The sequence below is a fragment of the Mycoplana sp. MJR14 genome, assembly GCF_029210525.1.
GTDB lineage: Bacteria > Pseudomonadota > Alphaproteobacteria > Rhizobiales > Rhizobiaceae > Mycoplana.
In genome coordinates this window covers 97,862-121,938 of sequence record NZ_JARGEO010000006.1, presented here as the reverse complement: position 1 = coordinate 121,938, position 24,077 = coordinate 97,862, and the positions used below count along the sequence as shown (strand labels likewise).

The window sequence follows — 24,077 nt, the reverse complement described above, 5'->3', positions numbered from 1 at the left end:
CGGGCATGTCGCTGCGCGGTGCCGGGCGCTATCGCCCGGCGCGGGCCAGGCCGTGCGCCACCAGCCGGTCGAGCAGTTCCGCATAGGCGACACCGCTCGCCGCCATCGCCTTCGGATACATGCTGATGTCGGTGAAGCCCGGAATGGTGTTGACCTCGTTGACGAGGAAATCCATGTCCGGCGTCACGAAGAAATCGACGCGCGCCATGCCGTCGCCGCCGAGCGCGCGGAAAGCGACGGCCGCCGTCCGGCGGACCCGCTCCTCGACCTCGGCCGGCAGGTCGGCCGGAACCTTGACGACGGCGCCGTCGGCATCGACGTACTTGGCGTCATAGCTGTAGAAGCCGTGGCTCTCCGCCGGGGCGATCTCGCCCGGGCGGGAGACGAACAACTCGCCGGTCGGGTGTTCGAGCACGCTGCACTCGACCTCGCGGCCGCGGATGAACTCTTCCGCCAGAAGCTTGCGGTCGTGCCGGAAGCCCTCCGCAAGTGCCGCTTGATACTGCGCCGCGTCCGCCACTTTGCTGACGCCGACGGACGAGCCCTGGCGGGCCGGCTTGACGAATACCGGCACCCCGAGCGCTTCTTGAAGTTCGGCAAAGGACGGAGCCTGGCCCACGTGAATGGTGAGCGCGCGCGCCACGGGCACGCCCCCGGCGATCAGGAGCCGCTTGGCGATGTCCTTGTCCAGCGCGACCGCCGAGCCGAGAATGCCGCAGCCGACGAGCGGCACCCGCGCCACTTCCGCCAGCCCCTGGACCGAGCCGTCCTCGCCGTAGAGCCCGTGCAACACCGGAAACAACGCATCGATCCGCGGCAGTTCCTGCGGCGCGCCGTCCGCCGGTAACGCCAGCAGGCGCCCTTCGCCGCCCGGCAGGAGCGTCAGTTCCGTCCCTCCCTCCGGCTTGTCCAGCATGCCACCGTCGAAACTGCTCAAGAGCCACCGGCCCGCGCGGGTGACGAAGACGGGGATGGCGTCGTACTTGGCCGGATCCAGCGCCCGCATGACGTTGGTCGCCGACATCACCGAGACGTCATGCTCGCTCGAGCGTCCGCCGAAGAGGATGGCGATGCGCAGCCGGTCCCGGTTCTGTTCCATGCGTTTCTCCTGTGGCGGTTCCGGACACAGCGGATGCGCCGGCAATTTCAATTCGGATCAGTTTCCGTATACTCGTATACGAGAGTCGCATAAGTGCTTCAATCCATGCGCAAGCGCGTAGCGGCAAAAGGAGACCGCAAATGGACCGAATGGCGGCATTGCCGGGGATGAATGCGAAGCCGGTGACGATCGCCGACCGGATCGGCGAGACGTTGCGGGAGGCGATCGTCGAAGGGGCCCTGCCGAGCGGCGCAGCACTCCGCCAGGACGAGCTCGCCGCCCGGTTCGGCTTCAGCCGCATGCCGATCCGCGATGCGCTGCGGCAACTGGAGACGGAAGGGCTGGTGACGATCCATCCGACGAAGGGCGCCTTCGTGGCGCCGATGGATGCCGCCGAGATCCGGGAGATCTACGCCATCCGGGAGGTGCTCGAGATCGAGGCGCTCAGGCTCTCCTGTCCCTGGCTGACGGGCGAGACGCTGCAGGAGGCCGCGCGGTTGCTCGACCGGATCGACGCCGAGCCCAACGCCGCGCGCTGGGGCGCCCTCAACGCCGCCTTTCATTCGCTGCTCTACAGCCAGTGCGGCAATCGCCGGCTGCTCCATCTCATCGATGCACACCATGCGGCTGCAGACCGCTACGTGCGGGCGCTGCTGTCGGACCCCGACTATCACGGCCGCTCGCAATCGGAACACCGGGCGATGCTTTCGGCCTGCGAGCACGGCGACGCGGACGGGGCGGTCACAGTGCTGCGCGCCCACCTGCGCGAGGGCAGCCAGACGCTGGCCGCCGCCGTGCAGGGCCTGATTTGACGCGAGCGCCGCCGTCAGGCTCGACCGCCCTGCCCTCGTCGGTTCTCGAAACCCAACATCCGCAACGAAAAGCCCGCCCCGCGCAACTGCGGGACGGGCCTGTCACTGTCGGAGTGGGCGGGCAGGACCTGCGCCCTGCCCCTCGCCCGCCCTTACTCTGCGGCGGTGCTGATGGTGTCCGCCTCGTAGCCATGCGCGGACTTCAGCGCTGCGCGGACGCCGGCCTCGTAGTCGGGGTGAACCTGCCGGTAGTGGGCAAGCTGGCGCTCGATGATTGCGCCCGGCACCCCGCCCATCGCTGCGGCGATGTTCGAGAACAGGCGGGCCTTCTGCCCGTCGTCGAACAGGTTGAAGAGCGCGCGCGGCTGCACATAGTCGTCGTTGCCGATGCGGTGGTTGTAGCGGTCCATGTCGCCGGAGATCTTCAGCGGCGGCTCCTTGGCGGCCGGCTGCTCGGCGGCCGATCCCGAGACCGTGTTCGGCTCGTAGTAGGCGTCGACAGCGCCGGTCTTCTGGCCGAAGAAGTTCATCTGGCCGTCCTTGTGGTAGTGATGGACGGGACAGCGCGGAGCGTTGACCGGCAGCGCCTCGTAATGCGTACCGAGGCGATAGCGATGGGCGTCGGCATAGGAGAAGACGCGCGCCTGCAGCATCTTGTCCGGCGAGTGGCTGATGCCCGGGACGATGTTCGACGGCGAGAACGCGACCTGCTCGATCTCGGCGAAGTAGTTCTCCGGGTTGCGGTTCAGTTCCATCACGCCGATGTCGATCGGCGGATAGTCGCCGTGCGGCCAGACCTTGGTCAGGTCGAAGGGGTTGTAGGAGGTCTTGTCCGCGTCGGCTTCCGGCATGATCTGCACCTGCACGGTCCAGCGCGGGAACCTGCCCTCCTCGATCGCGCCGAACAGCGCTTCCTGATAGCCCTCGCGCGTCTTGCCGATGATGCCCTCGGCCACCTCGTTGGTGTAGTGCTCATGACCCTGCTGGGTCTTGAAGTGGAACTTCACCCAGAACCGCTCGCCCGCGTCGTTCCAGAGCGAATAAGTGTGCGAGCCGTAGCCGTTCATGTGCATCGGGGTGATCGGCAGGCCGCGGTCGGAGAACAGGATCGTCGTCTGGTGCAGGCTTTCCGGCGACAGCGACCAGAAGTCCCACATCGCCGTCGGCGAGCGCAGGTTGGTCTTCGGGTGGCGCTTCTGCGTGTGGATGAAGTCCGGGAACTTGTAGGGGTCGCGGACGAAGAAGACCGGCGTGTTGTTGCCGACCAGGTCCCAGTTGCCCTCCTCGGTGTAGAATTTCAGCGCGAAACCGCGCACGTCCCGCTCGTGGTCCGCCGCTCCCAGTTCGCCGGCGACGGTGGAGAAGCGGGCGATCATCGGCGTCTCGGTGCCCGGCTGCAGCGCCTTGGCGCGGGTATATTTCGAAATGTCGCCGGTGATCTTCAGCGTGCCGTAGGCACCCCAGCCCTTGGCGTGCACCACCCGCTCGGGGATGCGCTCGCGGTTCTGGTGGGCAAGTTTTTCGAGAAGCTGGTAGTCCTGGATCATCACGCCGCCGCGCGGGCCGGCCGTCAGCGAATTCTGGTTGTCACTTATCGGCGCGCCGGCCGTCGTCGTCATCGTCGGGCGATCAGACATGGAATCCTCCTGTTGGCAGATGGCATTTTCCGGAAGGCGACCGAAGCCGCCTGCCAAACTAGGGCAGGCTTGCGGCAGTGCCGTGAACGCCGGCCCTTCCTTGGAAATTTTCTAACGACCGTTTGTCCCATCCCAGGATGATAATTTCCAATTGTATTTCCCGTCGTTTTCGATAGGAATTTCTTATCATGATCACCGTTCGTCAAATGCGCTACTTCGATGCGCTCGCCACCACGCTGCACTTCGGCAGGGCGGCCGAGCTCGCCCATGTCAGCCAGCCGGCATTGTCGGCGCAGATCATCGAGATGGAGGACAATCTCGGGATGAAGCTCGTCGAGCGCAGCCGCGGCAACACGCTTCTGACCCGCAAGGGCGAAGCGGTGCTGAAGCACGTGCGCATCGTTCTCGCGGAGCTCGACCGGCTGGAACAGACGGTCCGGCGCAGCGACGGGCTGCTGGGCGGCCTGCTGCGTCTCGGCATCATCCCGACGGTGGCGCCCTATCTCGTGCCGCGGCTCGTGCCGCACCTGCGCCAGGCGCATCCGGGCATCGAGATCGAGCTGAAGGAGGCCGTCACCGACCGGCTCGTGGCCGAGTTGACCGAGGCCCGGCTCGACCTTGTCATCGCAGCCCTTCCGATCGACAACGAGGCGATTGCGACACGCCCGCTGTTCCGCGACCGCTTCTTCATGGCGATGGCGGACAACGACAGTGCGGTTCTGGTGTCGCCGCTGGCCGAATCCGACGTCGACGCCGACCGGCTGCTGCTCCTGGAGGAAGGCCACTGCCTGCGCGACCAGGCGCTCGCCGTCTGCGGTGCGGCGGGCAAGCGCAGCCTCGTCAATTTCGGCGCCACCTCGATGGCGACGCTGCTGCAGATGGTGTCGCACGACATGGGCATGACGCTGATCCCGGAGATCGCGGTCGCCACAGAGACGCAGCGCAACGCCATCCGCATCGTCCCCTTCGCCGAGCCGCAGCCCGCCCGCGAGATCGGGCTGGCCTGGCGGCGGGGAATCATCGAGGCGGCAGAGACGGACGCGATCGCAGACGCGGTCGTCTCCTGCGTGGACGCGCACGGGCTGGAGCCCTGAGTGCGTCTCACTCAGGCGCAGTCCCTACCCCGGTCGCCTGCTAGCCCAGGTTCTTCTTCAGGAACGCCACCGTGCGCTGCCAGGCGAGCTCGGCTGCGGCCTTGTCGTAGCGGGCGGCCGAGGTGTCGTTGTTGAAGGCATGGTTCACGCCCTCGTAGACGAACAGCTCGTAGGTCTTGCCGCCGTCCTCCAGCGCCTTCTTGTAGGCCTCGATGCCGGCATTGATGCGCTCGTCGAGGCCGGCATAGTGCAGCATCAGCGCCGCCTTGATGTTGGCCACCGATTCCGCCGGCGGCTGGGCGCCGTAGTAGGCGACCGCCGCCTTGAGGTTGGGATCGGCGACCGCCAGCTGATTGACCAGCCCGCCGCCCCAGCAGAAGCCGATCGCGCCGACCTTGCCGTTTACCCAGTCGAGCTCGGACAGATAGGCGACGGTCGCGACCGCGTTCTCGACGGTCACGGCCCGGTCGAGCTTGCCGAACATCTCGCGGGCCTTGTCCTCGTCGGACGGCGTGCCGCCTTCCAGCGACAGGAAATCGGGGGCGAGCGCCACGAAGCCTTCGAGCGCCATGCGCCGCGCCACGTCGCGGATATGGGCGTTGAGGCCGCGGTTCTCGTGGATGACGATGACGCCGCCGAGCTGGCCCGTCGCGTCCTTCGGGCGGGCGATGTAGCCGCGCATCTGCCCCTTCGGGGCAGCCCAGGTGACCTCCTCGGCAATCAGCCGGCTGTCGCCTTCGGCGACGATCTGGGCGCTGGCGCTGTTGGCGGCCAGAAGCGGTGCGATCGCGGCCGCACCGGCCGCCGACCCTGCCAGCGCCGTCAGCCGCTCCATGAAGCGGCGGCGGTCGAGCGTCAGGTGGGTGTATTCGTCATAGGCGTCGATCATCGCCTGCGTGATCTTCGGCATGCGTTCCATGAGCCTATCCTCCCATTCGTTTGACGCCTGCAAGGTGCAGGTTCCGGGCGTGGAGCATAAGACAAGGTGCGGGATGAATCGAACGCAACCATTTCACGAACGCGTGATCGCAGCAGCGCCGTCCACCGCCTGGCCGGCGCTGCGGCCTGCCGTCAGGAACCTAGCCCGAGGACGATGCGTCCGTCGATCTTGCCCTGCTCCATGCGCTCGAAGATGGCGTTGATGTTGTCGAGCTTGTCCCAGGAGAAATGGGCCGCGACCTTGCCGTCGCCGGCAAACTGCAGCGCCTCGTCCAGATCCTGACGGGTGCCGACGATCGAGCCGCGCACGGTGATGCGCTTGAGTACGGTATCGAACACCGGCAGCGAGATGAAGCCGGGCGGCAGGCCGACGAGCGCCATCGTGCCCTTCGAACGCAGGAAGCCATAGGCCTGCTCCATCGCCTTTGGCGAGACCGCCGTGACCAGCACACCATGGGCGCCGCCCGTTTCCTTGTGCACCGCCTCGACGGCGTCCGGCCTTCGCGCATCGACGACCAGGTCGGCGCCGAGCTTGGTGGCGAGCGCCAGCTTGTCCTCGAAAATGTCGGCGGCGACGACGTTCATGCCCATCGCCTTGGCATATTGCACGGCCATGTGTCCAAGGCCGCCGATGCCGGAGATCACCACCCATTCACCGGGCCTCGCCTCGGTCTCCTTCAGCCCCTTGTAGACCGTGACGCCGGCGCAGAGCACGGGCGCCGCGGGACCGAATTCGAGACTGTCCGGCAGTTGACCGACGAAGGCCGGGTCGGCGAGGCCGTATTCGGCAAACGTGCCGTTGACGGAATAGCCGGTGTTCTGCTGCCCGGCACAGAGCGTTTCCCAACCGGTGTTGCAGTAGCTGCAGCAGCGGCAGGCCGTGTGGAGCCATGGCACGCCGACCCGGTCACCTTCCTTGACGCGGCGGACCTTGGCGCCGACCTTGGCGACATAGCCGACGCCCTCGTGCCCGGGGATGAAAGGCGGGTTCGGCTTGACCGGCCAGTCGCCGTTCGCCGCGTGCAGGTCCGTATGGCAGACACCGGTGGCTTCGTATTTCACGAGGATCTGGTCCGGGGCGGGCTCTGGAACGTCGACCTCCTCGATCGTCAGGGGCTTGCCGAATGCACGTACGACCGCTGCCTTCATCCTGCTTGTCATGGCCATTCTCCCTTCACTTCCGTGCTGGCAGGAATGCCGTGCCGACACGGGCGTTTCCGTTGTTTCGGCGGATCGCGCGGGGCGGCGTCCGCCTGTCGCTGGCATCGCCGGCAGACATGCCGGCGGGCACGGAAACACTATGGGCAGCACACGACGGGGGGAAGTTGACCGAGGTCAAGGCCCCGGCGCGCCTGTCGCAGAAATGCGACGGCGAATGGAGGCTCTAGCGGGAGATCCGGTCGACCGATCAGCCCGTGGCGCCCGGATAGTTGGGGCTCTCGCGGGTGATGGTGACGTCGTGCGCGTGGCTTTCGCGCAGGCCGGCGCCGGAGATGCGCACGAAGGTGGCGCGGTTCTGGAACTCCTTGATGTCGCGGCCGCCGACATAGCCCATCGAGGCCTTCAGGCCGCCGGCGAGCTGGTGCAGGACGCCCGAGACCGGCCCCTTGTAGGGCACCTGGCCCTCGATCCCCTCGGGAACGAGCTTCAGCGTGTCGCGCACTTCCGCCTGGAAGTAGCGGTCGGCCGAGCCGCGCGCCATCGCGCCGACCGATCCCATGCCGCGATAGGCCTTGAAGGAGCGGCCCTGGTAGAGGAAGACCTCGCCCGGGCTTTCGTCGGTGCCGGCCAGCAGCGAGCCGACCATGACGGCCGAGGCGCCGGCGGCAATCGCCTTGGCGAGGTCGCCGGAGAACTTGATGCCGCCATCGGCGATGACCGGCACGTCCTGATCCTGGGCGGCCTCCACCGACGCCATGATGGCCGCGAGCTGCGGCACGCCGACGCCGGCGACGATGCGGGTGGTGCAGATCGAGCCCGGTCCGATCCCGACCTTGACCGCATCCGCGCCCGCGTCGATCAGCGCGCGGGTGCCCTCGGCGGTGGCGACGTTGCCGGCCATGATGCGCACGGAGTTGGAGAGCTTCTTCACGCGGCTGACGGCGTCGAGGACGCGCTGCGAATGGCCGTGCGCGGTGTCGACCACGATCAGGTCGACGCCGGCGTCGATCAGGCGCTCGGCGCGCTCGAAGCCGTCGTCCCCGACGGAGATCGCCGCGGCGGCGCGCAGGCGGCCCTGCGCATCCTTGGAGGCGTTCGGGTTGAGCTGCGACTTCTCGATGTCCTTGACGGTGATGAGGCCGACGCAGCGGCCGTCGGTGTCGACCACCAGCAGCTTCTCGATCCGGTGCTTGTGCAGGAGCCGCTTGGCTTCCTGCTGGTCGACGCTCTCCTTCACCGTGATCAGGTTTTCCCGCGTCATCAGCTCGTAGATCTTCTGCTTGGGATCGGAGGCGAAGCGCACGTCGCGGTTGGTGAGGATGCCGACGAGGCGGCCGGCGACGCCGGCCTTGGCGTTCTCGACGACCGGGATGCCGGAGATGCCGTGCGCCTTCATCAGCGCCAGGGCATCGGCCAGCGTCGCGTCGGGGCCGATCGTCACCGGGTTGACGACCATGCCGCTCTCGAACTTCTTGACCTGGCGGACCTCCTCGGCCTGTTCGGCCGGCGTCAGGTTGCGGTGGATGACGCCGAGGCCGCCGGCCTGCGCCATCGCGATCGCCAGCCTTGCCTCGGTGACGGTGTCCATCGCCGACGACAGGATCGGAAGATTGAGCTCGAAATCCCTGGCGATGCGGGTGGCGATGTTGGTCTGCCCCGGCATGACCTCGGAATGGCCGGGCTGCAGCAGGACGTCGTCGAACGTCAGTGCTTCCAGTCCGGTTGCGGTTTCAATGATGCGCGCCATGGCCAAATCCCTTCGGTATACAAGCTACGGTCCAGGGGACCCTTGGGAATGGTCCGCCCGGTGGCTTGCAAGATAAGTCTTGGAAGTTGGCGAGGGCTGGTAACACGTTCATGACGAATTGGGAATAGCAAAAAGCCCGGGATCGATCCCGGGCCATGCCACCTGCCGCCAGAACGCCTCAGAGATCGAACTGATAACTGAGCGGAACGAAGCGATATCCCTCGGCCGCCTTCTCGGCAAAGCCGACGGCGGGGAACGGCATGTGGTAGCCGACGAAGGCGATCCGGTCGGTCGCCACCATGTCGAAGACCTTTTTGCGGGTCGCGGCCGCGGCGGCCTTGTCCATGTCGAAGCGCACCTCCCAGTCCGGCCGCTGCAGCGACAGGACGTAGTGATTGGCGGTGTCGGCGGTGAGGATCAGCGGCTTGCCGTCCGATTCGATCCGGAAGATCATGTGGCCGGGCGAATGGCCGAAGGCATTGATGCCGGTCACGCCCGGCACGACCTCGCCGCCGTCCTCGATGAAGGTGATCTTTTCGGCGAGCGGCTTGACCTTTGCCAGCACGCCCTTGTGCCCCTGCTCGGCGCCGGTGCCGACCCGGTCGGGGCTCACCCAGAAATCATATTCCGTGCGGCCGGTGACGTAGCGGGCGTTCGGGAAGGCGGGCGCGCCTGCTTCCGTCAGGCCGCCGATGTGGTCGCCGTGCATGTGCGTGAGAACGACGACCGATATCTGTTCCGGCCCATAACCGAGCGCCTTCAATCCTTCGGCAAGCCGGCCCATGCCGGCTTCACGCCCGCCCTCGCCAAGGCCGGTGTCGAACAGGACGACGTCGGAACCGGTGTCGACCAGCGTCGGGGAGAAGCTGTTGACGAAGTTGTCCGCCGGCAGGAAGTTCGCGGCCAGCAGCGCCCCGACGGTCTCGGCCGGCTGGTTGGTGCCGAAGGTCTCGTTCGGGGCGCCGGAGGCGCGCATGCCGTCGCGGATGACGGCGATTCGGAATGCGCCGAGCTTGAAGCTGCGGGTCTCGACCGGCGACAGTGTCATGGTTGCTTCCGTTTGCGAGGCCGCAAGGGCCGGCGTGCCGTTCAGGATGAAGGGCGCTGCCAGCGTGCCGGCTCCGGCTGCCTGTATCAGCGACCTGCGTGTGATGTCCGTTGCCATTGCAGTCCTCCCCGCCGGCCTGGCGCCATCCAGTGTGTTGCGCGTGCCTGTTGCGCAGCCCCGCGCGACGGCGCCGGATCATGGCACGAAAAGACGACCGTTTTCCTCACGAATGGCGGCGCTACAATCACGGGTTTGTGAAATCGCCATCCGGCCATGCGTTTGACAGCGCGGCAAAGCGGGCGCACAAGCGAGCCGGTCGCAGGCGCGCCCGTCCAAGCCATACCCGGCGCAATCGGCCGGGGCTCTTCCGTTCCAGCACACACGTCGTCATGAGCCGAATCGTTCCCCTCATCCTTGCCGTCGCGCTCTTCATGGAGCAGATGGATTCGACCGTCATCGCGACGTCACTCCCCGCCATCGCACATGACCTCGGCGTCGGCCCGATCACGCTCAAGCTGGCGCTGACGACCTACATGGTCGGGCTTGCGATCTTCATTCCGCTCAGCGGCTGGATGGCCGACCGCTTCGGCGCCAAGCGCATCTTCCGCCTGGCGATGGTGGTGTTCATCGTCGGCTCCATCCTCTGCGCCGTCTCCGGCAGCCTGATCGCCTTCGTCGTCTCGCGCTTCATCCAGGGCATGGGCGGGGCGATGATGACGCCGGTCGCCCGCCTCGTGCTGGTGCGCAGCACCTCCCGCAGCGAGCTCGTCTCGGCCATGGCGACGCTGACGATCCCGGCCCTGGTCGGGCCGCTGGCGGGGCCGCCGCTCGGCGGATTCATCACGACCTACTTCTCCTGGCACTGGATCTTCCTGATCAACGTGCCGGTCGGCATCGTCGGCTACGTGCTGTCGGGCATCTATCTGCCGGAGGTCGAATCGGCACCGCCCGGCCCCCTCGATTTCAAGGGGTTCCTGCTGGCGGCCATCGCCGCCGCCGGCACGATGTTCGGCCTGTCGGTCATCAGCCTGCCGGCCCTGCCGCCCGCGATCGGCATCGCCTCCACGGTCCTCGGGATCCTGTCCGGATGTCTGTATCTGCGCCACGCACGGCGTCATCCGAGCCCCATCCTGGACCTCAGGCTGTTCTCCGACAGCGCCTTCCGGGCCGCGGCGGTTGGGGGAACGCTGTTTCGCATCTCGATCGGCGCCGTGCCGTTCCTGATGCCGCTGATGCTGCAGCTCGGCTTCGGCTTCACGCCGTTCCAGTCCGGCCTGATCACGTTCACGGGGGCGGTCGGCGCCATCACCACGAAGTTCATCGCCAGGCGCGTCTTGACCCTCGCCGGCTTCCGGACGACGCTGATCGTCGCCACCATCACGGGCGCCATCCTCACCTTCGCCAACGGCCTCTTCACGCCGGCGACCCCGGTTTTTCTGATCTCCTTCGTGCTGCTTCTCGCCGGCTTCGCCCGATCGTTCTTCTTCACCAGCGTGAATGCGCTGTCCTTCGCCGACATTTCCGACAGGGACGCCAGCAAGGCGACGACGATGAGCGCGGTGCTGCAGCAGATGAGCCTGGCGCTCGGGGTCGCTGTCGCCGGCGCCATCCTCGAGGTCGAGACGGCGTTCACCGGCACCGCCCTTCAGCTGCGCGACTTCCACATCGCCTTCATGATCGTCTCGGCGATCGCGTTGTCGGCGGTCGTCCCGTTCCTGACGATGGCGAAGAACGCCGGCGCAGCCGTCTCGGGCCACCGCATGGCGGCGAAGGACGACGTGGTCAGCGTGAAATAGAGGCCTCGTGCGGCCGCTCGCAGACGGCGGACAGCTTGTTGCCGTCCAGGTCGCGAACGAAGGCCGCGTAGAAATCGGGATGGAACGGGCGCAAGCCCGGCGCGCCCTCGTCGGTGCCGCCATTGGCAAGGGCGGCGGCATGGAAGGCGTCCACCGCCGCCCGGCTCGGCGCATCCAGCGCGACCGTCGCGCCGTTGCCGAAGGTGGCCGGTTCGCGGTTGAAGGGCTCGACGACCCAGAAGCGGCAGCGCACGTCGTCGTCGGCGCCGTAGCCGATCTCCCCGTCCGCCTGCTTCTGCCTGCGATAGCCGAGGAGCGGCAGGACCGCGTCATAGAAGCGGCCGGCGCGCTCGAGGTCGTTCGTACCCAGCGTCACATAGAGCAGCATCACGCCTCCGCCGCCGTCTCGTCGTCCGCCGCTTCCGCCGGCCTGCGCCCCTTGAAGCCCTTGGCCAGCAGGAACATCTCGACCGATTCGGCGCGCGAGGCGCCGGGCTTGACGTGGATCACCTGCCGGAAGTTCTGCTTGAGCATCGCCAGGAGATCGCGCTCGGTGCCGCCCTGGAAGGTCTTGGCCAGGAAATGCCCGCCATCGGCCAGCACCTCGACGGCGAAATGCGCCGCGACCTCGCAAAGGTGCATGGTGCGGATATGGTCGGTCTGGCGATGGCCGGTCGTCGGCGCGGCCATGTCGGAGATCACGAGCTGCGGCGCGCCGCCGATCGCCTGCTTCAGCTTTTCCGGCGCCTGCGGGTCGAGGAAGTCCATCTGGAGGATGGTCACGCCGGGCAAGGGGTCCATCTCGAGGAAATCGATCGCGGCGACGCGCGGATCGGCATCGGTGGAGTTCGTCACCTTGGCGGCAATCTGCGACCAGCTGCCGGGGGCCGCCCCGAGATCGATGATGCGCCTGGCGCCATCGAGGATCTTGTGCTTCTCGTCGATCTCCAGGAGCTTGAAGGCCGCGCGGGCGCGATAACCCTCGAGGCGGGCCCGCTGGACGTAAGGGTCGTTGATATGGCGCTCGATCCAGCGCCGCGACGACGCCTTCAGCTTGCCCTTCTTGACCTTCTGGCCGAGCTTGCGCCCGGTCCGGCTGCCGCCGGCGGGAGGCTTCGTCATGTCTTTTGTCCTTCGGGCCTGCCCGGGTGGCGGAAGCCGCTGCGGTTCTGGCGGCGATGGCGGCCGCGCCGCCAGACGCCGTCGTCGGCCATCATGTCGGTGAGCAGGCCCTCGCGCAGGCCGCGGTCGGCCACGCGCATGCGTGTCGACGGCCAGCGGTTGCGAATGGCCTCCAGGATGGCGCAGCCGGCGAGCACGAGATCGGCTCGGTCCGGCCCGATGCAGGGATTGGCCGCGCGGGTGGAAAAGTCCCAGGAGAGAAGCCGCGCCTGCATGGCGCTGACCTCGGCATCGAGCAGCCAGACACCGTCCACCTGGCGGCGATCGTAGCGCGGCAGGTCGAGATGGACGCCGGCAAGCGTCGTTACCGTTCCCGAGGTGCCGATCAGGTGAAAATCCTCCGGCGCCTCGAAGCCGCCATGGGGCGGGCAATCGAAGCTCTCGAGCATCGATTCGACCTCGCGCACCATGGCCGCGAAGCTCTCGGGTGTGACGTCGCGACCGCCGTGGCGCTCCGACAGCGTCACCACGCCGACCGGCAGCGAGGTCCAGTGGGTGATGTGGTTGGCGAGCCGGTTGGAGCGATTGTCGTCGATCCGGATGACTGCGATCTCCGACGAGCCGCCGCCGATGTCGAACAGCACCACCGACTTCGCCTCGCGGCCGACGAGCGACGAGCAGCCGGACACGGCGAGCCGCGCCTCGGTCTCCCGGTTGATGATCTCGAGCTCGAGCCCGGTCTCGGCCCGCACGCGGGCCAGGAACGCCTCGCCGTTTTCCGCGCGACGGCAGGCCTCGGTGGCGATCAGGCGGCTGCGACGGATGTCGCGGCTCTTCAGTTTCGCAGCGCAGATCTTCAGCGCCTCGATCGAGCGGTCCATCGCTTCTTCCGACAGGCGGCCGCTCGCGGCGAGCCCCTCGCCCAGCCGCACGATGCGCGAAAAGGCGTCGACGACGCGGAACTGGCCGGGACGGGTGGGCTGGGCGACCAGCAGGCGGCAGTTGTTGGTGCCGAGGTCGAGGGCCGCATAGAGCGGCGCGTCGTCGAGGCGGAGCTCGTTGCGGGCGATGCCGGCGCCGGCAGGCTCGTGCCGGTCGCGGCCGTTCGGCCGCCCGCCCCGCGGCCCGCCGGGCGGGTAGCCGCGGCGCTGACCATCCTCGTTGCGGCCGTGGTTCTGACCCCGTTCCTGGCCCCGATCCGCCCCCCTGTTCAGACCCGGATCCTGGCCGTGCCGCTGAGTCTGATCCTGATTCTGGCCCTTGTGCCGGCCCTGCTTCTGGTCCTGCGCCGGCCTGGCGGCGGGCTCCACGAAGGCGGGCGCCTTTTCCGGCCCCTTGAGCAGGCGTCCCTGCAGACCGCGACCCTGATGGTGCTTGCCGAAACCGGAACGACCCTGCCCGCCCCGGTCGGCGACAGGGGCGGCCGCCGGCCTGGGCTCGGCGGTGAGTTGCTGCGGATTGGCCGCGCCGCCCTTGCCGCGGCGGCGACGCTTGCGCTTGCGGACGGAATCGCCGTTCTGCGCACTCTGGTGGGGGCGTGGTTCCTGGGCGCCGTGGCCGGCATCACCCTTGCTCGGGCCAAGGGATGCGGAGGACGGATTTTGAGCCCGCTTTTCCTTTCCCTTGCGGCGGCGCGACCGCTTCGGTCTTGCCTGTCCGCCCGTGCCCTGCCCCCCTGATGAAGACGGCCCATGGCCGAGGTCGGGGTCGTTCACGTGTCTCGCCTATCGCACCGCGCAAGGCCCTTGCGGGCCGCAGCAGGCGCTGTCTGATATTTTCGTTGCCGCGACCTTAACAGCGGCCGCCACGTTCCACAAATTCTTTTTGCGGGGCGGCATGGGCGGGGCCAATCAGTGACATGGTTTGCGGGCCGCAACGGTTCCGGACAGGTGGAGCGTTCGCCCGCGCACCATACAGCCCCTCCCCCCGACCGGCCGATGCGGCCGGGAACGCGCCCGCGGGCCAACTGCGCACGGAAACGCGCCTGTCGTGAAAGGCGCCGCCCGGTGGCTTCACGGCATCGCCTGCCGAAGCGGGCGCTGCCTTCTGCGCCGCAACCGATCACACCGGCGGGGCACACGCCTGCCCTGCAGCGAACGGAGGCAAACCTCCTGCACAGATATCCCCAGCCTGGACGGAAAAAAATGCAGAAAGCCTATTTGCATCCGCAAACGTTTTGGTTATAAGCCGCCCACACCGACAGGGCGCCGCCTGCGCCGCCCACCGTTGGGGAATAGTTCAATGGTAGAACGACGGACTCTGACTCCGTTAATCTTGGTTCGAATCCAGGTTCCCCAGCCAATTCTCGCTAAATCTCCATAATTCCTTGTTTTTCCAGCCGTATCGGCCCCTGTGCCCGCAGGTGATGCTCACGGGATTGAAGCAGGAAGACTCGGTTGTGCGGGCGCGAGACGTCAGGCCTACGTCCAGAATCACTAAACGAGTACGGCTTCACCTGCCGCCGTCAGGTCCATTGGCTTGCCGCCAGCGCCAGCGCCGCATAGCGGCCGACCTTGGCGATGGAGACAAGGACGAGGAAGGTCGGCAGCGGCACCCGAAGGACGCCGGCGGCCACCGTGATCGGATCGCCGACGATCGGCAGCCAGCTCGCCAGAAGCGACCACTTGCCGTAGCGCCCGTACCAGCGCTGTGCCGCAGAGAGCCGTTCGGCAGAGACCGGAAACCAGCGCTTCGTCCGAAAGCGGTCGATGCCGCGCCCGATCAGCCAGTTGACGACGGAACCCAGGACGTTGCCGAGGCTTGCGACGGCGACGAGGGCGATGACCGGGTAGTCCTTGGTCAATTGCAGAGCGACGAGCGCCGTCTCCGACTGGGCGGGCAGAAGGGTCGCCGCGAGGAAGGCGGCCAGGAACAGGCCGGCATAGGCACCGGTGCCAGTTCCCACGCTAGTCCCGCCGCTGCCGCGTGCCGCGGCTGGCCGCTGCGATCGCCGCCTGCATCAAGGCTGCCCCGTCTCGATCGCCGGCGCCGCCTGCGCCTGCAGACCCTGCCAGCCATGGAGGCCGACATAGAGGCCGACGAGCACGATCAGCAGGCCGGAGAGGTAGGGGGCGCGACGGGCGAGCGCCGTGAGGCCGCTCCAGCGCGTCGTCGCGTGGCGGACGCTGAGCGCCGCCAGGACGCCCACCGTCACGAGTGTTGCGGCAAGGCCGACCGAGAAGCACAGCACGAGCATGAAGCCGAGGGTGAACGCCTTCAGTTGCAGGCAGAGGAGCAGGACGGTGATCGCGGCCGGGCAAGGAATGAGGCCGCCGGTCAGGCCGAAGAGGGCGATCTGCCAGTTCGTCACCTGGCGGTCTGAGAATCTGCGGCGGATGTCGTCGGCATGCGCGCGCGCGTGCGCGTCCTGATAGCCGTCCGCACGAAGCGCGAGACCGCCCGGCTGACCGTGGGCATGATCCGTGCCGTCGTCCTCGGTGAAAGCGAGCTCATAGTCGTGGCTGTGATTGCCGTGGCCGAGGGTGATCCGGGCCGCGAACGCATGCGGCTCCGCAATCGTGGTGGCCGATTGCAGGTATCCGCCCCCGTCGACGAAGGAAAAGCGCTGCCTCGTCCCGTCGGGCCGCTCGGTCACGAGCGTGACGTCGCCTGCCCGCCAGACGTGGCCGCTCAGCGTCCGCAGCCGGAAGACCGGCAGCAGGCCGTCCTCGAAGATCGCGACCTCCACGACGCCGTGGCCGGTATCGATCCGGCGGCTGCTGCCGCGGGGACCGTCGCGCCCGTGGGCATGGTGGCGGCTATCGCCTTCGCGGTGACTGTGGTCATGGTGATGACGGTGATGATGGTCATGGTGATGACCGTGAGGGTGGCCCTGCGCCATTGCGGCGGCCGCCTTCGCCAGCCTTTCGTCTCGCCAGGTTCGCCACAGCATCCACAGCGCGATCGCAATGATGATCGCTGCGGATGCCAGCTGGAAATAGGGCTCGAAAACCTCCGCATCGACGTCGCGCCACAGGTACAGGCCGGCAAAGGCTATGCCCCAGACGACCGCCGTGTGCGAGATCGTCGCGGCCACACCGAGGAGCACCGCCTGTGCCACCGTGCCCCGCACGGCGACGATGAAGGCTGCCATCATCGTCTTCGAATGGCCGGGCTCCAGGCCATGCAGCGCGCCGAGCAGGACGGCGCTCGGAACGAACAGCCAGGCATGCGCCGTTCCCTGTCGGATCAACTCGGCGAAATCGGGCATCCTGCGGACCTCAGAGATATTTGGTGATCGCCTTGAACTCGTCGATCGGTCGGCGCTGGTCACGCGCGAGCGATCCGACGGCGTCCTCCAGGCAATGGTCGAGATGGTCCTGGATCAAGGTTCGCTTGGCGTTGGCGATCGCCTTCTCGACGGCGTGGAGTTGCTGGGCGAGCTCGAGGCAGGGCTTGCCCGCCTCGATCATGGCGACCACGCTCTTCAGGTGCCCCTCGGCCCGCCGCAGCCGCTTGACGATCTCGGGATGGGTATCGTGCTTGTGTTCGGTCATGAGCATATCCTATCCCCCTGGAGGGGATATGGCAAGCCGCTGCCGGGCGTGGCGAGACGGCGTCCGGGGTCGGGCGGCAACACGCTGCCCGCTTGCGGTTCCGCCTGATCCGGTCCGGCGCGACGGCCACAGGCGACAAGCCGCCGCCCGCGCCGCTTTCGTTCCGTCACCGGCAAAGGGATGCCCGCCATCGACCGAACGACCGCGGCACAGACGCCGAAGCGGTTCCGCGGTGCTACGGCCGCAGGCTGACGACGCGGGTGACACCGGTGCCGGGAGGCATGGATGGGAAGAAGAGACGCCCTGGCCCGGGGCGTCCCGGGAAGGCACTCTCGAGCCGCCCGGCGATCGACAGAAGCGCGAGATGGCCTCACGCCCCCCCTCGACCAGCGCGATCCGGGTCCATCTGCGCCTGCCGCGCGAATGGGCCGGCGCAGCAGGGCTCCGCCAACGCCGCAGGCGGCCTACTGCGAGCCTTCCTCGCCGTGCGTGAATTCCGTGCCTTCCGGGAAGAGGCCCGACATCCGCTTCGGAGCGGTCTCCATCGCGTTGTTCAGTTCGTTCAGCTGGATCTTGTTGTCGTTGGCATAGAGGCGTTTCACCATCGGTGCGTAGCCGTCGAGCAGCTTGGCGGTGCGGCAGTCGCGGGCATCGGATCCCTCGTTCAGCGCACGCGACATGTATTCGATCCCCGACGCCAGGACCGGCTGCTTTCCCCCCTTGCGCGTCATCGACAGCAGCGTGCTCTGGCCCGTCTGGTTCATTTCGATCTGGCCGGCCTGCGTCAGCCCGATCAGCGAGTATTGCGGATGGACGCAATCGCGCGAACGCAGTTCCTTCACCTCGCCGTCGTTGGCGATGATGCCGGCCATCAGCGCCCGCGCCTGTGCGAGGCCGGCCTCGTAGAGCCGCCTGTCGTCGTTGAAGACGCCGAGCGACATGTCGGCGAGTGCGCCGGAGACCCCCTGGTTGTCGACATGATCGCGCCGCATCTCGTTTCGCTGCGCGTGCAGGCGTCCGAGAAAGGCCCGGAACTTGCGGACGTCGCTGTCCTTCCATTCCGGACCCGGATCGCCGTAGGGATGCTTGTAGTAGCGGATGATCTCGGCGGCGTTGGCCCAGATCGGGATCGCCCAGGCGGCTTCGAGCGGGATCTGTCCGGGCCCGGTCTTGGTGCCCTTCTCGCGCGTCAGGGCAACGAATTTGTCTGCCCAGGCGTTCATGATCTCGATCGACTTCGCGCGGTAGCGGTTGTCGCCCGTCTTCACCCAGCGCAGGGCCGTGAAATAGGCGGCCGCCATGTCGTTGCGGAACCGCTTCTCCGATTCGTTGCTCGTGCGCGCCACGACGAGCACATAGTCCATCGCCCTCGGCTGGTAGTCGACGGAGAAGCGACGGTCCTTGTCGAGGGACGCATAGTAGCTCTGGCGCCGGTCGGAGCTGCGGGCGTCCTTCTCCAGGCGCGACAGCACGTTGAGCCGTCCGCCGGAATTGATCAGCCCGGGATGCTTGAGGTCGGCGGCCACCGCACTCCCCGCCAGCATGACGGCGGCGACCAGCGTGAGGGCTGCATGGGCAAGGCGTTTCATCATCTCGAATTCCAGTCCATCCTGTCCGGTTCCGCAGGCCCCCCGCCCATCGGCCCGCGGTTCAAGCCGGCTCCCCGCCCGGCGCATAATAGGTCTTCTGCTTGAAGGCAAAGACGTTGCCGCAACGGCAGCGCACCATGTGCCTCGCAGGGTCGCTCGAGGCGCGCTCGGTGGAAAAACCGGCCGGCATCTCGTCGATCCTGAAACCCGGATTCCTGCGGCCCGGATCGTCGTCCTCGGAGACCTCCGCAAAGCCGGTTCGCCCGCATTTGGAGCATTCGAGCTTCCTGGAGTATCGATCCCGTGCCGCCATTTTCGCCTTCACCGTCGTTCCTGCTGCGCCTCCTTACACGGATTCGGAGCGCTTCCCAATCCGCTTCGGCACCGCCGGTCGCCGCCTAGGGCTGTTTAGCACCGCCCGAGATCACCGGGCTTTCGACGCGGTCGCCGGTGCGGATGCCGAGGCTGCGCACCGTGCCGGCGTTGAGCTCCAGGACATAGGCCACCGGCCCGCGCGAATCGATGATCGCCTCGGACAGCGGCTCGGCCTTCTCGCGGATGGTGCGGATCTCGCCGCCTTCGTCGATGAACAGCATGTCGAGCGGCAGGTAGGTGTTCTTCATCCACATCAGCACCTGGCGGGTCTCGCCGAAGGAGAAGAGCATGCCGCGGTCGGCCGCCATGGTGCGGCGGTTCATCAGCCCCTGCGCCCGCTGGCGCGGCGTCAGCGCAAGCTCCACCGTGAAGGCATGGCGGGCGCCGTCGCGCGTGACGATCGACAGCTGCCCTTCCGTAAACGTCTCGTCCGCGTGCGCGGCGCCGGCGAGCAACAAAAAAAGCGCCACGAGGGCGCTGCAGACATGGAGGAGGCGGGCGCGGACAGCGTCGGCCATCAATGCGCCCGGTTGCCCGGCATCGGGTTGTCCGGATGGATCTCGGCCGCCATCAGGCCCTTCTCGCCGTCGCCGAAGCGGACGAGGACGACCTGTCCCGGACGCAGCTCCGTCAGCCCGAAGCGGCGCAGCGTCTCCATGTGGATGAAGATGTCCTCGGTCCCCTCCCCGCGGGTCAGGAAGCCGAAGCCCTTGGTGCGGTTGAACCACTTCACCAGCACTCGCTCCAGGCCGCTCGTCGGGGTGACCTGCACATGCGTCTTGACCGGCGGCATCTGCGAGGGATGGACCGCCGTCGACTGGTCCATGGAAAGAATGCGGAAGGCCTGGTAGCCGCGGTCGCGGCGCTGGATCAGGGCGACCACGCGGGTGCCTTCCAGCACCGTCTGGTAGCCGTCGCGGCGAAGGCAGGTGACGTGGACCAGCACGTCCTGCATGCCGTTGTCCGGGACGATGAACCCGAAACCCTTGGCGACGTCGAACCACTTGATGACGCCGGTGATCTCGATCAGGTCGACCGCCTCGCCACCCTGGTCATCACGCTCCGTGATTTCCTTCGTTGACATCCTGTCCGCCATGATCTGCCCAGCCCCTCGATTACGCGTCACATGTTTTACGGTTAACTGATTCTTGCCAACCAGAATAACATCGTCCCAATGCGGTAGGGCAAGCCTTCACGAAAAGTTTTGCCCGCAACTCTCCATAGACGGCGAGGCTTGCCTCTGGCTGACAATCTCCTATCTTCGCGCCCATTCGTTCATCCGCTTTGAGGATAAAGGCATGCGCTACCTTCACACCATGGTCCGGGTCGCCGACATCGAGCAATCGCTTCACTTCTATCGCGACCTCATGGGTTTCATCGAAACCCGCAGGATGGAAAACGAAAAGGGCCGCTTCACCCTGATCTTCCTCGCAGCGTCCGAGGACGTCGCCGCCGCCAAGGCCAATGCCGCCCCCTGCATCGAGCTGACCTATAACTGGGATCCGGAAACCTACACCGGCGGCCGCAACTTCGGCCACCTGGCCTACGAGGTCGACGACATCTACGGCTACTGCCAGAAACTGATGGACAACGGCGTGACCATCAACCGGCCGCCCCGCGACGGGCACATGGCCTTCGTGCGCTCGCCGGACGGCATCTCGTTCGAGATCCTGCAGAAGGGCGAAAGCCTGCCGCCGGCCGAACCCTGGGCATCCATGCCGAACACCGGCAGCTGGTAAGCCTCGCACAACGCACCCGCTCTAGCACTCGATAGCGATCGCAGGCGCCTGCCTTCCGCCGCACCCGGGATACCGAACGACCCCGGGCACGGCTAACTGCAACGCCTGCGCGCATTTCACCACGGTTTCGCCGTCTTTTGCCCGGACTATGCCGCGGCTGTCGGCGGGTGGATGATTCCCGGAGGGAGGAGAGCCCCGGCCCCGCCCGACAGGCTTCATTCCGGTGGAATTCGAGTAAGCGACCCGCAGTGACTTGCGGGCTGCGGGGAGCCACGACGGATCATTCCTTCCGCGATGGCTGCCCTTGTGCGGACAGGCGCGGCCGATCCTTGTGCGGCGGCGGCGCCGAATGCGGGGATCCGAACTTCATGACGACGGACGGAATAGGCAAGATCGCCAACAGGATGCGGAGCGGACTGCTGGTTGCGGTATCGTCGCTGGCGCTCAGCGCCTGCGTCTCGGCCACCGGAGACGTTCAGCCGGATGACGGCGGCGTCGCGGCGGAAGCGGCCGCAAGCCAGGTCGAGACACCCGAGGCCGGCGGCGGCGGGCAGACGGCCCGATATCGCGACCCGATGGTGAGCGCCGGTGGCAACGATACCGGCCAGTCGGGGCCACCGGAGGCCGGCGGCGCCCCCTCCGAACCGGCGAGCTTCGCCGAAGCCATCATGCAGCCCGCCCAGGTGAATGCGAGCCAGACCAGCATCTTCGCATCCGCCGCCCCTTCCGGCGAACAGGGGCCGGCGGCCGACCCGGGTGCGGAACCGACCGGCCGCTCGATCACCAATCTCTATCAATCCGATTCCGCGACGATGCCGGCCGACGACACCACCGGTGCGATCCCCGCCGCCTCCGGCGTATCGCCCGCTCCGATGCCCGCACCCGACGAGGAGGCAGCCCTCGTCCCCGATCGCGTCCCCGTCCCCACCAGTGCCCGCACGGCGCTTGTCGCCGAAGGCGAAGGCAACGACGCGGCGCGCGCGCTCGCGACAGGCCCGGCGGATGGCGCGCCGGCTGCGGAGACGGAGGATATGGCCGTCGCCGATCCCGGACCGCAGGAGAACCCCGCCGGCAGCCCGGAAACCCGGCTGACGCTCGCGGCCCTGTTCGCCGCCAAGCGCAAGCCAACCGGCAACACGGACGCGGAAAAGCCGTCGACCGTCAGAAAGACCAGGCTTCTCAACCGCGAGACGGCCGTCGCCTACCAGGCGGCCTCGCTCGACCCGTCCGCCCTGCCCGACGTCGCTGCCGCACAGACCGCAGCCCCCGGAGACCACTCCGAGGCGGAAGAATCCCCCGACGATGCGGACGACAATGGCGGTGTGACGGAGGTCGCCTCGCTCGCGGGCCTGGCGCGGCTGTCGCCGAACGGCCTCTGGCTGCAGACGGAGAAGGTCAATACCGGCTGCTTCAAGCCGGAGCTCCTGACCGTCCTGAAGACGGTCGAGCAGCACTACGGCAAGCCCGTCATCGTCACCTCCGGGGTCCGTCCGATCAAGAGCAACCGGGCGAAGCAGTCGCTGCACACGCGTTGCGAGGCTGCCGACATCCAGATCGCCGGCGTCAGCCGATGGGAGCTCGCCCAGTATCTGCGCAGCATGCCGGGACGCGGCGGCGTCGGCACCTACTGCCACACCGAATCCGTCCATATCGACATCGGTCCGGAGCGCGACTGGAACTGGCGATGCCGCGGCCGGCGCAAGTAGCGCCGCCCTGCGCGGCAGTTCCGGCTGCCTGCCCCCGGCGCCGACGTGGGCACCTCCACATGTAAGAATTTAACACTAACTATTTGATTCTATAACACTATTTCGCGCACCTGGGGACGTTTCGCCCGGATGAAGTTTTTTTGACATCCGCACCGTTTGCCGCTTGCGCAACCGCAAGACGCCCACTATAAACCGCCCCGCACGCGCCCTTCGTCTATCGGTTAGGACGTCAGATTTTCATTCTGAAAAGAGGGGTTCGACTCCCCTAGGGCGTGCCACTCCCCTTTCTTCCGTCTGCCAGCGCTGCATTGCTCCAGCCCCAAGGGCCGCTTTTGCACCTCCGTTCCCCACTTGTGAATAATTTGTCGTGGCCTGCATTTTCCGCCTTGCACAAACGGGGGGGCCTAGCTAGAAGACGCCCACCGCACGCGCCCTTCGTCTATCGGTTAGGACGTCAGATTTTCATTCTGAAAAGAGGGGTTCGACTCCCCTAGGGCGTGCCACCCTCCTGCGATTTCCGCTCTTTCCTACGCCCTCGCCGCGCGCCGAACGGATCGTTCGCATGGCGCGGTCGCGCGATGTCTCTCCCTGCGGGCGGTCCCCGCCGGGCGCTGCAAAATCCCCGGAAATTTCCGCCGAATCATCATTTTAGGGCTTGCGCGACAGAGGGGTGCTGGCTAGAAGACGCCCACCGCACGCGCCCTTCGTCTATCGGTTAGGACGTCAGATTTTCATTCTGAAAAGAGGGGTTCGACTCCCCTAGGGCGTGCCACCTCTTCTCCTCCCAGGTCGCGATCTCCCGCCGCTGAACCGGCCTGTCCCCAGCCCGGATGCAGTTTGCAGCGCAGCGAGAGGCTCGGCCCGGCATCACGACGATGACCGGCCTTTGCGGCGAACCGCGAGCGATCACCCCCCTGCCGCGGCCCGGCCGATGTGGTCAGCCGGTCTTGCGGTAGCGGTAGCGGAAGGTGCAGCAGGGCGCGCCGGCCATGATCGTCTGCTTGCGCTCCAGTTCGATGTTCGGGTCATACCCCTGGCAGAACGTCCCGTCGCGATTGCAGGACATCAGGTGGCCGATGTCGGCCAGCCCCATCTCCCTGTAGGTCTCGGCGTAGCGACATCGGGTGACGTTGAAATCGTAGACCTCGTCGGTCGCTTCCAGCACCTCGACCTCCAGCGCATCGTCGGCGGTCCAGAGGTCGTACAGCCTGATGAAGCTCGCAAGCGAGGTCTCGCCGCCGGGTTCGCGGGCCGCAAACGCCTTGCCCTCGGCGATCGCCGCCTTGCGGACGGCGCTGTCGATGATCGCGTCGGCCGTCTCGCGCCCCAGCACCGCCACCATCTCCGCATGGATCGGCCCGATTACCTGCGCCTGCAGGCGGCGCTTCACCAGAACCGGTATCTCCAGCGTATCCTTCGTCATGCCAATATCCCCCGGGGCGTCTGCCGCTCGCCATCCGAAACCGGACGGCCGCCTGCCCATCCTAACACCACCGCGCGCGCCGTGCTGCGGCAAATGGCAGCCGCGGGATCGGCATGCGGAATTCGGCCGGTTGCCAACCCTTGCCGGACGAATCGGAAGCCCCTATATTGCAGCCACCTGCAAGCGCCCATCGTCTAGCGGTCAGGACATCGCCCTCTCACGGCGAAAACACGGGTTCGATTCCCGTTGGGCGTACCAACTCCACACCCACACCCGATTCCTTTCCGGAACAGC

General features: G+C 67.1%; 22 protein-coding genes and 5 tRNA genes. 10 read left to right on the top strand and 17 right to left on the bottom strand.

All coding sequences use genetic code 11. The annotated features are described in order from the left end of the window. Positions 1–28: 28 nt before the first annotated feature. Positions 29–1,099 (bottom strand): D-alanine--D-alanine ligase family protein, encoded by a 1,071-nt coding sequence (locus tag P0086_RS15815; RefSeq protein ID WP_275787233.1) that lies wholly within the window; start codon positions 1,097–1,099, stop codon positions 29–31. 140 nt (positions 1,100–1,239) lie between these two features. Between P0086_RS15815 and P0086_RS15810 the strand changes: the two genes are divergently transcribed. Then, positions 1,240–1,911 (top strand): GntR family transcriptional regulator, encoded by a 672-nt coding sequence (locus P0086_RS15810; RefSeq protein WP_275787231.1) that lies wholly within the window; start codon positions 1,240–1,242, stop codon positions 1,909–1,911. A 152-nt stretch (positions 1,912–2,063) separates the two neighbouring features. On the opposite strand, the gene katA is transcribed toward P0086_RS15810, so the two are convergent. Further along, positions 2,064–3,548, bottom strand: coding sequence for a catalase KatA (gene katA / locus P0086_RS15805; RefSeq protein ID WP_275787228.1), 1,485 nt, complete (start codon positions 3,546–3,548; stop codon positions 2,064–2,066). 188 nt (positions 3,549–3,736) lie between these two features. Here katA and P0086_RS15800 point away from each other — a divergent pair, with 188 nt between their 5' ends. Beyond that, entirely contained in the window at positions 3,737–4,642 is a 906-nt protein-coding gene (locus P0086_RS15800; RefSeq protein ID WP_275787226.1) for a hydrogen peroxide-inducible genes activator, read from the top strand. A 40-nt stretch (positions 4,643–4,682) separates the two neighbouring features. On the opposite strand, the gene P0086_RS15795 is transcribed toward P0086_RS15800, so the two are convergent. The 4 genes from P0086_RS15795 to P0086_RS15780 all read right to left on the bottom strand — a co-directional run bounded on the left by P0086_RS15795 (position 4,683) and on the right by P0086_RS15780 (position 9,654). Next, on the bottom strand, positions 4,683–5,561 hold the full coding sequence (locus P0086_RS15795) for a dienelactone hydrolase family protein (protein ID WP_148191524.1): 879 nt from the start codon (positions 5,559–5,561) through the stop codon (positions 4,683–4,685). A 152-nt stretch (positions 5,562–5,713) separates the two neighbouring features. Further along, the gene (gene adhP, locus P0086_RS15790) at positions 5,714–6,742 is read right to left on the bottom strand and encodes an alcohol dehydrogenase AdhP (protein ID WP_275787222.1); all 1,029 of its coding nucleotides are present in this window, start codon (positions 6,740–6,742) and stop codon (positions 5,714–5,716) included. A 247-nt stretch (positions 6,743–6,989) separates the two neighbouring features. Continuing rightward, positions 6,990–8,489, bottom strand: coding sequence for an IMP dehydrogenase (guaB, locus tag P0086_RS15785; protein ID WP_112612376.1), 1,500 nt, complete (start codon positions 8,487–8,489; stop codon positions 6,990–6,992). Between the two features lie 178 nt (positions 8,490–8,667). Further along, positions 8,668–9,654: an MBL fold metallo-hydrolase gene (locus tag P0086_RS15780; protein ID WP_275787218.1), complete on the bottom strand. Its 987-nt coding sequence runs from the start codon at positions 9,652–9,654 to the stop codon at positions 8,668–8,670. A gap of 80 nt (positions 9,655–9,734) precedes the next feature. On the opposite strand from P0086_RS15780, the gene P0086_RS15775 reads away from it, so the two are divergent. Further along, positions 9,735–11,333 (top strand): DHA2 family efflux MFS transporter permease subunit, encoded by a 1,599-nt coding sequence (locus tag P0086_RS15775; RefSeq protein ID WP_275787215.1) that lies wholly within the window; start codon positions 9,735–9,737, stop codon positions 11,331–11,333. Here the strand turns inward: P0086_RS15775 and P0086_RS15770 are convergent. From P0086_RS15770 to P0086_RS15760, 3 genes are read right to left on the bottom strand one after another with little or no spacing between them, the layout of a single operon-like run. Further along, positions 11,320–11,721: a VOC family protein gene (locus P0086_RS15770; protein ID WP_112612022.1), complete on the bottom strand. Its 402-nt coding sequence runs from the start codon at positions 11,719–11,721 to the stop codon at positions 11,320–11,322. The two genes, P0086_RS15775 and P0086_RS15770, sit on opposite strands and share 14 nt — an antisense overlap. Continuing rightward, a complete protein-coding gene (locus P0086_RS15765; RefSeq protein WP_112598514.1) occupies positions 11,721–12,455 on the bottom strand; it encodes an RlmE family RNA methyltransferase in 735 nt (244 codons plus the stop codon). Before P0086_RS15765 ends, P0086_RS15770 begins: the two co-directional genes overlap by 1 nt. Further along, the gene (locus tag P0086_RS15760) at positions 12,452–14,170 is read right to left on the bottom strand and encodes an exopolyphosphatase (RefSeq protein WP_275787210.1); all 1,719 of its coding nucleotides are present in this window, start codon (positions 14,168–14,170) and stop codon (positions 12,452–12,454) included. Before P0086_RS15760 ends, P0086_RS15765 begins: the two co-directional genes overlap by 4 nt. Before the next feature lie 512 nt (positions 14,171–14,682). Between P0086_RS15760 and P0086_RS15755 the strand changes: the two genes are divergently transcribed. Continuing rightward, positions 14,683–14,756 (top strand) — tRNA-Gln (locus tag P0086_RS15755). A 163-nt stretch (positions 14,757–14,919) separates the two neighbouring features. Here P0086_RS15755 and P0086_RS15750 read toward each other — a convergent pair. The 7 genes from P0086_RS15750 to P0086_RS15720 form a co-directional block, all read right to left on the bottom strand. Beyond that, the gene (locus tag P0086_RS15750) at positions 14,920–15,360 is read right to left on the bottom strand and encodes a YqaA family protein (protein ID WP_275787208.1); all 441 of its coding nucleotides are present in this window, start codon (positions 15,358–15,360) and stop codon (positions 14,920–14,922) included. Between the two features lie 54 nt (positions 15,361–15,414). Next, positions 15,415–16,665 carry a nickel/cobalt efflux transporter gene (locus tag P0086_RS15745; RefSeq protein ID WP_275787205.1) on the bottom strand — a complete coding sequence of 417 codons (1,251 nt, stop codon included), beginning with the start codon at positions 16,663–16,665 and terminating at the stop codon, positions 15,415–15,417. A 10-nt stretch (positions 16,666–16,675) separates the two neighbouring features. After that, complete coding sequence (locus P0086_RS15740) at positions 16,676–16,951, bottom strand: metal-sensing transcriptional repressor (protein ID WP_112598552.1); 276 nt, start codon at positions 16,949–16,951, stop codon at positions 16,676–16,678. A 464-nt stretch (positions 16,952–17,415) separates the two neighbouring features. After that, positions 17,416–18,543 carry an alginate lyase family protein gene (locus P0086_RS15735; RefSeq protein WP_275787201.1) on the bottom strand — a complete coding sequence of 376 codons (1,128 nt, stop codon included), beginning with the start codon at positions 18,541–18,543 and terminating at the stop codon, positions 17,416–17,418. A gap of 58 nt (positions 18,544–18,601) precedes the next feature. Beyond that, on the bottom strand, positions 18,602–18,853 hold the full coding sequence (locus P0086_RS15730) for a hypothetical protein (protein WP_112598555.1): 252 nt from the start codon (positions 18,851–18,853) through the stop codon (positions 18,602–18,604). Positions 18,854–18,938: 85 nt separating this feature from the next. Beyond that, positions 18,939–19,433: a DUF192 domain-containing protein gene (locus P0086_RS15725; RefSeq protein WP_275787197.1), complete on the bottom strand. Its 495-nt coding sequence runs from the start codon at positions 19,431–19,433 to the stop codon at positions 18,939–18,941. Further along, a complete protein-coding gene (locus tag P0086_RS15720; protein WP_112598558.1) occupies positions 19,433–20,011 on the bottom strand; it encodes a cold-shock protein in 579 nt (192 codons plus the stop codon). The genes P0086_RS15725 and P0086_RS15720 overlap by 1 nt, the downstream gene beginning before the upstream one ends. 202 nt (positions 20,012–20,213) lie before the next feature. Here P0086_RS15720 and P0086_RS15715 point away from each other — a divergent pair, with 202 nt between their 5' ends. From P0086_RS15715 to P0086_RS15695, 5 genes are all read left to right on the top strand, one after another. Beyond that, complete coding sequence (locus tag P0086_RS15715) at positions 20,214–20,654, top strand: VOC family protein (RefSeq protein ID WP_275787194.1); 441 nt, start codon at positions 20,214–20,216, stop codon at positions 20,652–20,654. A gap of 368 nt (positions 20,655–21,022) precedes the next feature. Then, the gene (locus tag P0086_RS15710; RefSeq protein WP_275787191.1) at positions 21,023–22,360 is read left to right on the top strand and encodes a D-Ala-D-Ala carboxypeptidase family metallohydrolase; all 1,338 of its coding nucleotides are present in this window, start codon (positions 21,023–21,025) and stop codon (positions 22,358–22,360) included. A 203-nt stretch (positions 22,361–22,563) separates the two neighbouring features. Further along, positions 22,564–22,638, top strand: a tRNA-Glu gene (locus P0086_RS15705). A gap of 150 nt (positions 22,639–22,788) precedes the next feature. Next, positions 22,789–22,863, top strand: a tRNA-Glu gene (locus tag P0086_RS15700). A 194-nt stretch (positions 22,864–23,057) separates the two neighbouring features. Next, positions 23,058–23,132, top strand: a tRNA-Glu gene (locus P0086_RS15695). A gap of 165 nt (positions 23,133–23,297) precedes the next feature. Here P0086_RS15695 and P0086_RS15690 read toward each other — a convergent pair. After that, positions 23,298–23,783 (bottom strand): L-2-amino-thiazoline-4-carboxylic acid hydrolase, encoded by a 486-nt coding sequence (locus P0086_RS15690; protein WP_275787187.1) that lies wholly within the window; start codon positions 23,781–23,783, stop codon positions 23,298–23,300. A gap of 183 nt (positions 23,784–23,966) precedes the next feature. Between P0086_RS15690 and P0086_RS15685 the strand changes: the two genes are divergently transcribed. Further along, positions 23,967–24,041 (top strand) — tRNA-Glu (locus P0086_RS15685). Positions 24,042–24,077: the final 36 nt, after the last annotated feature.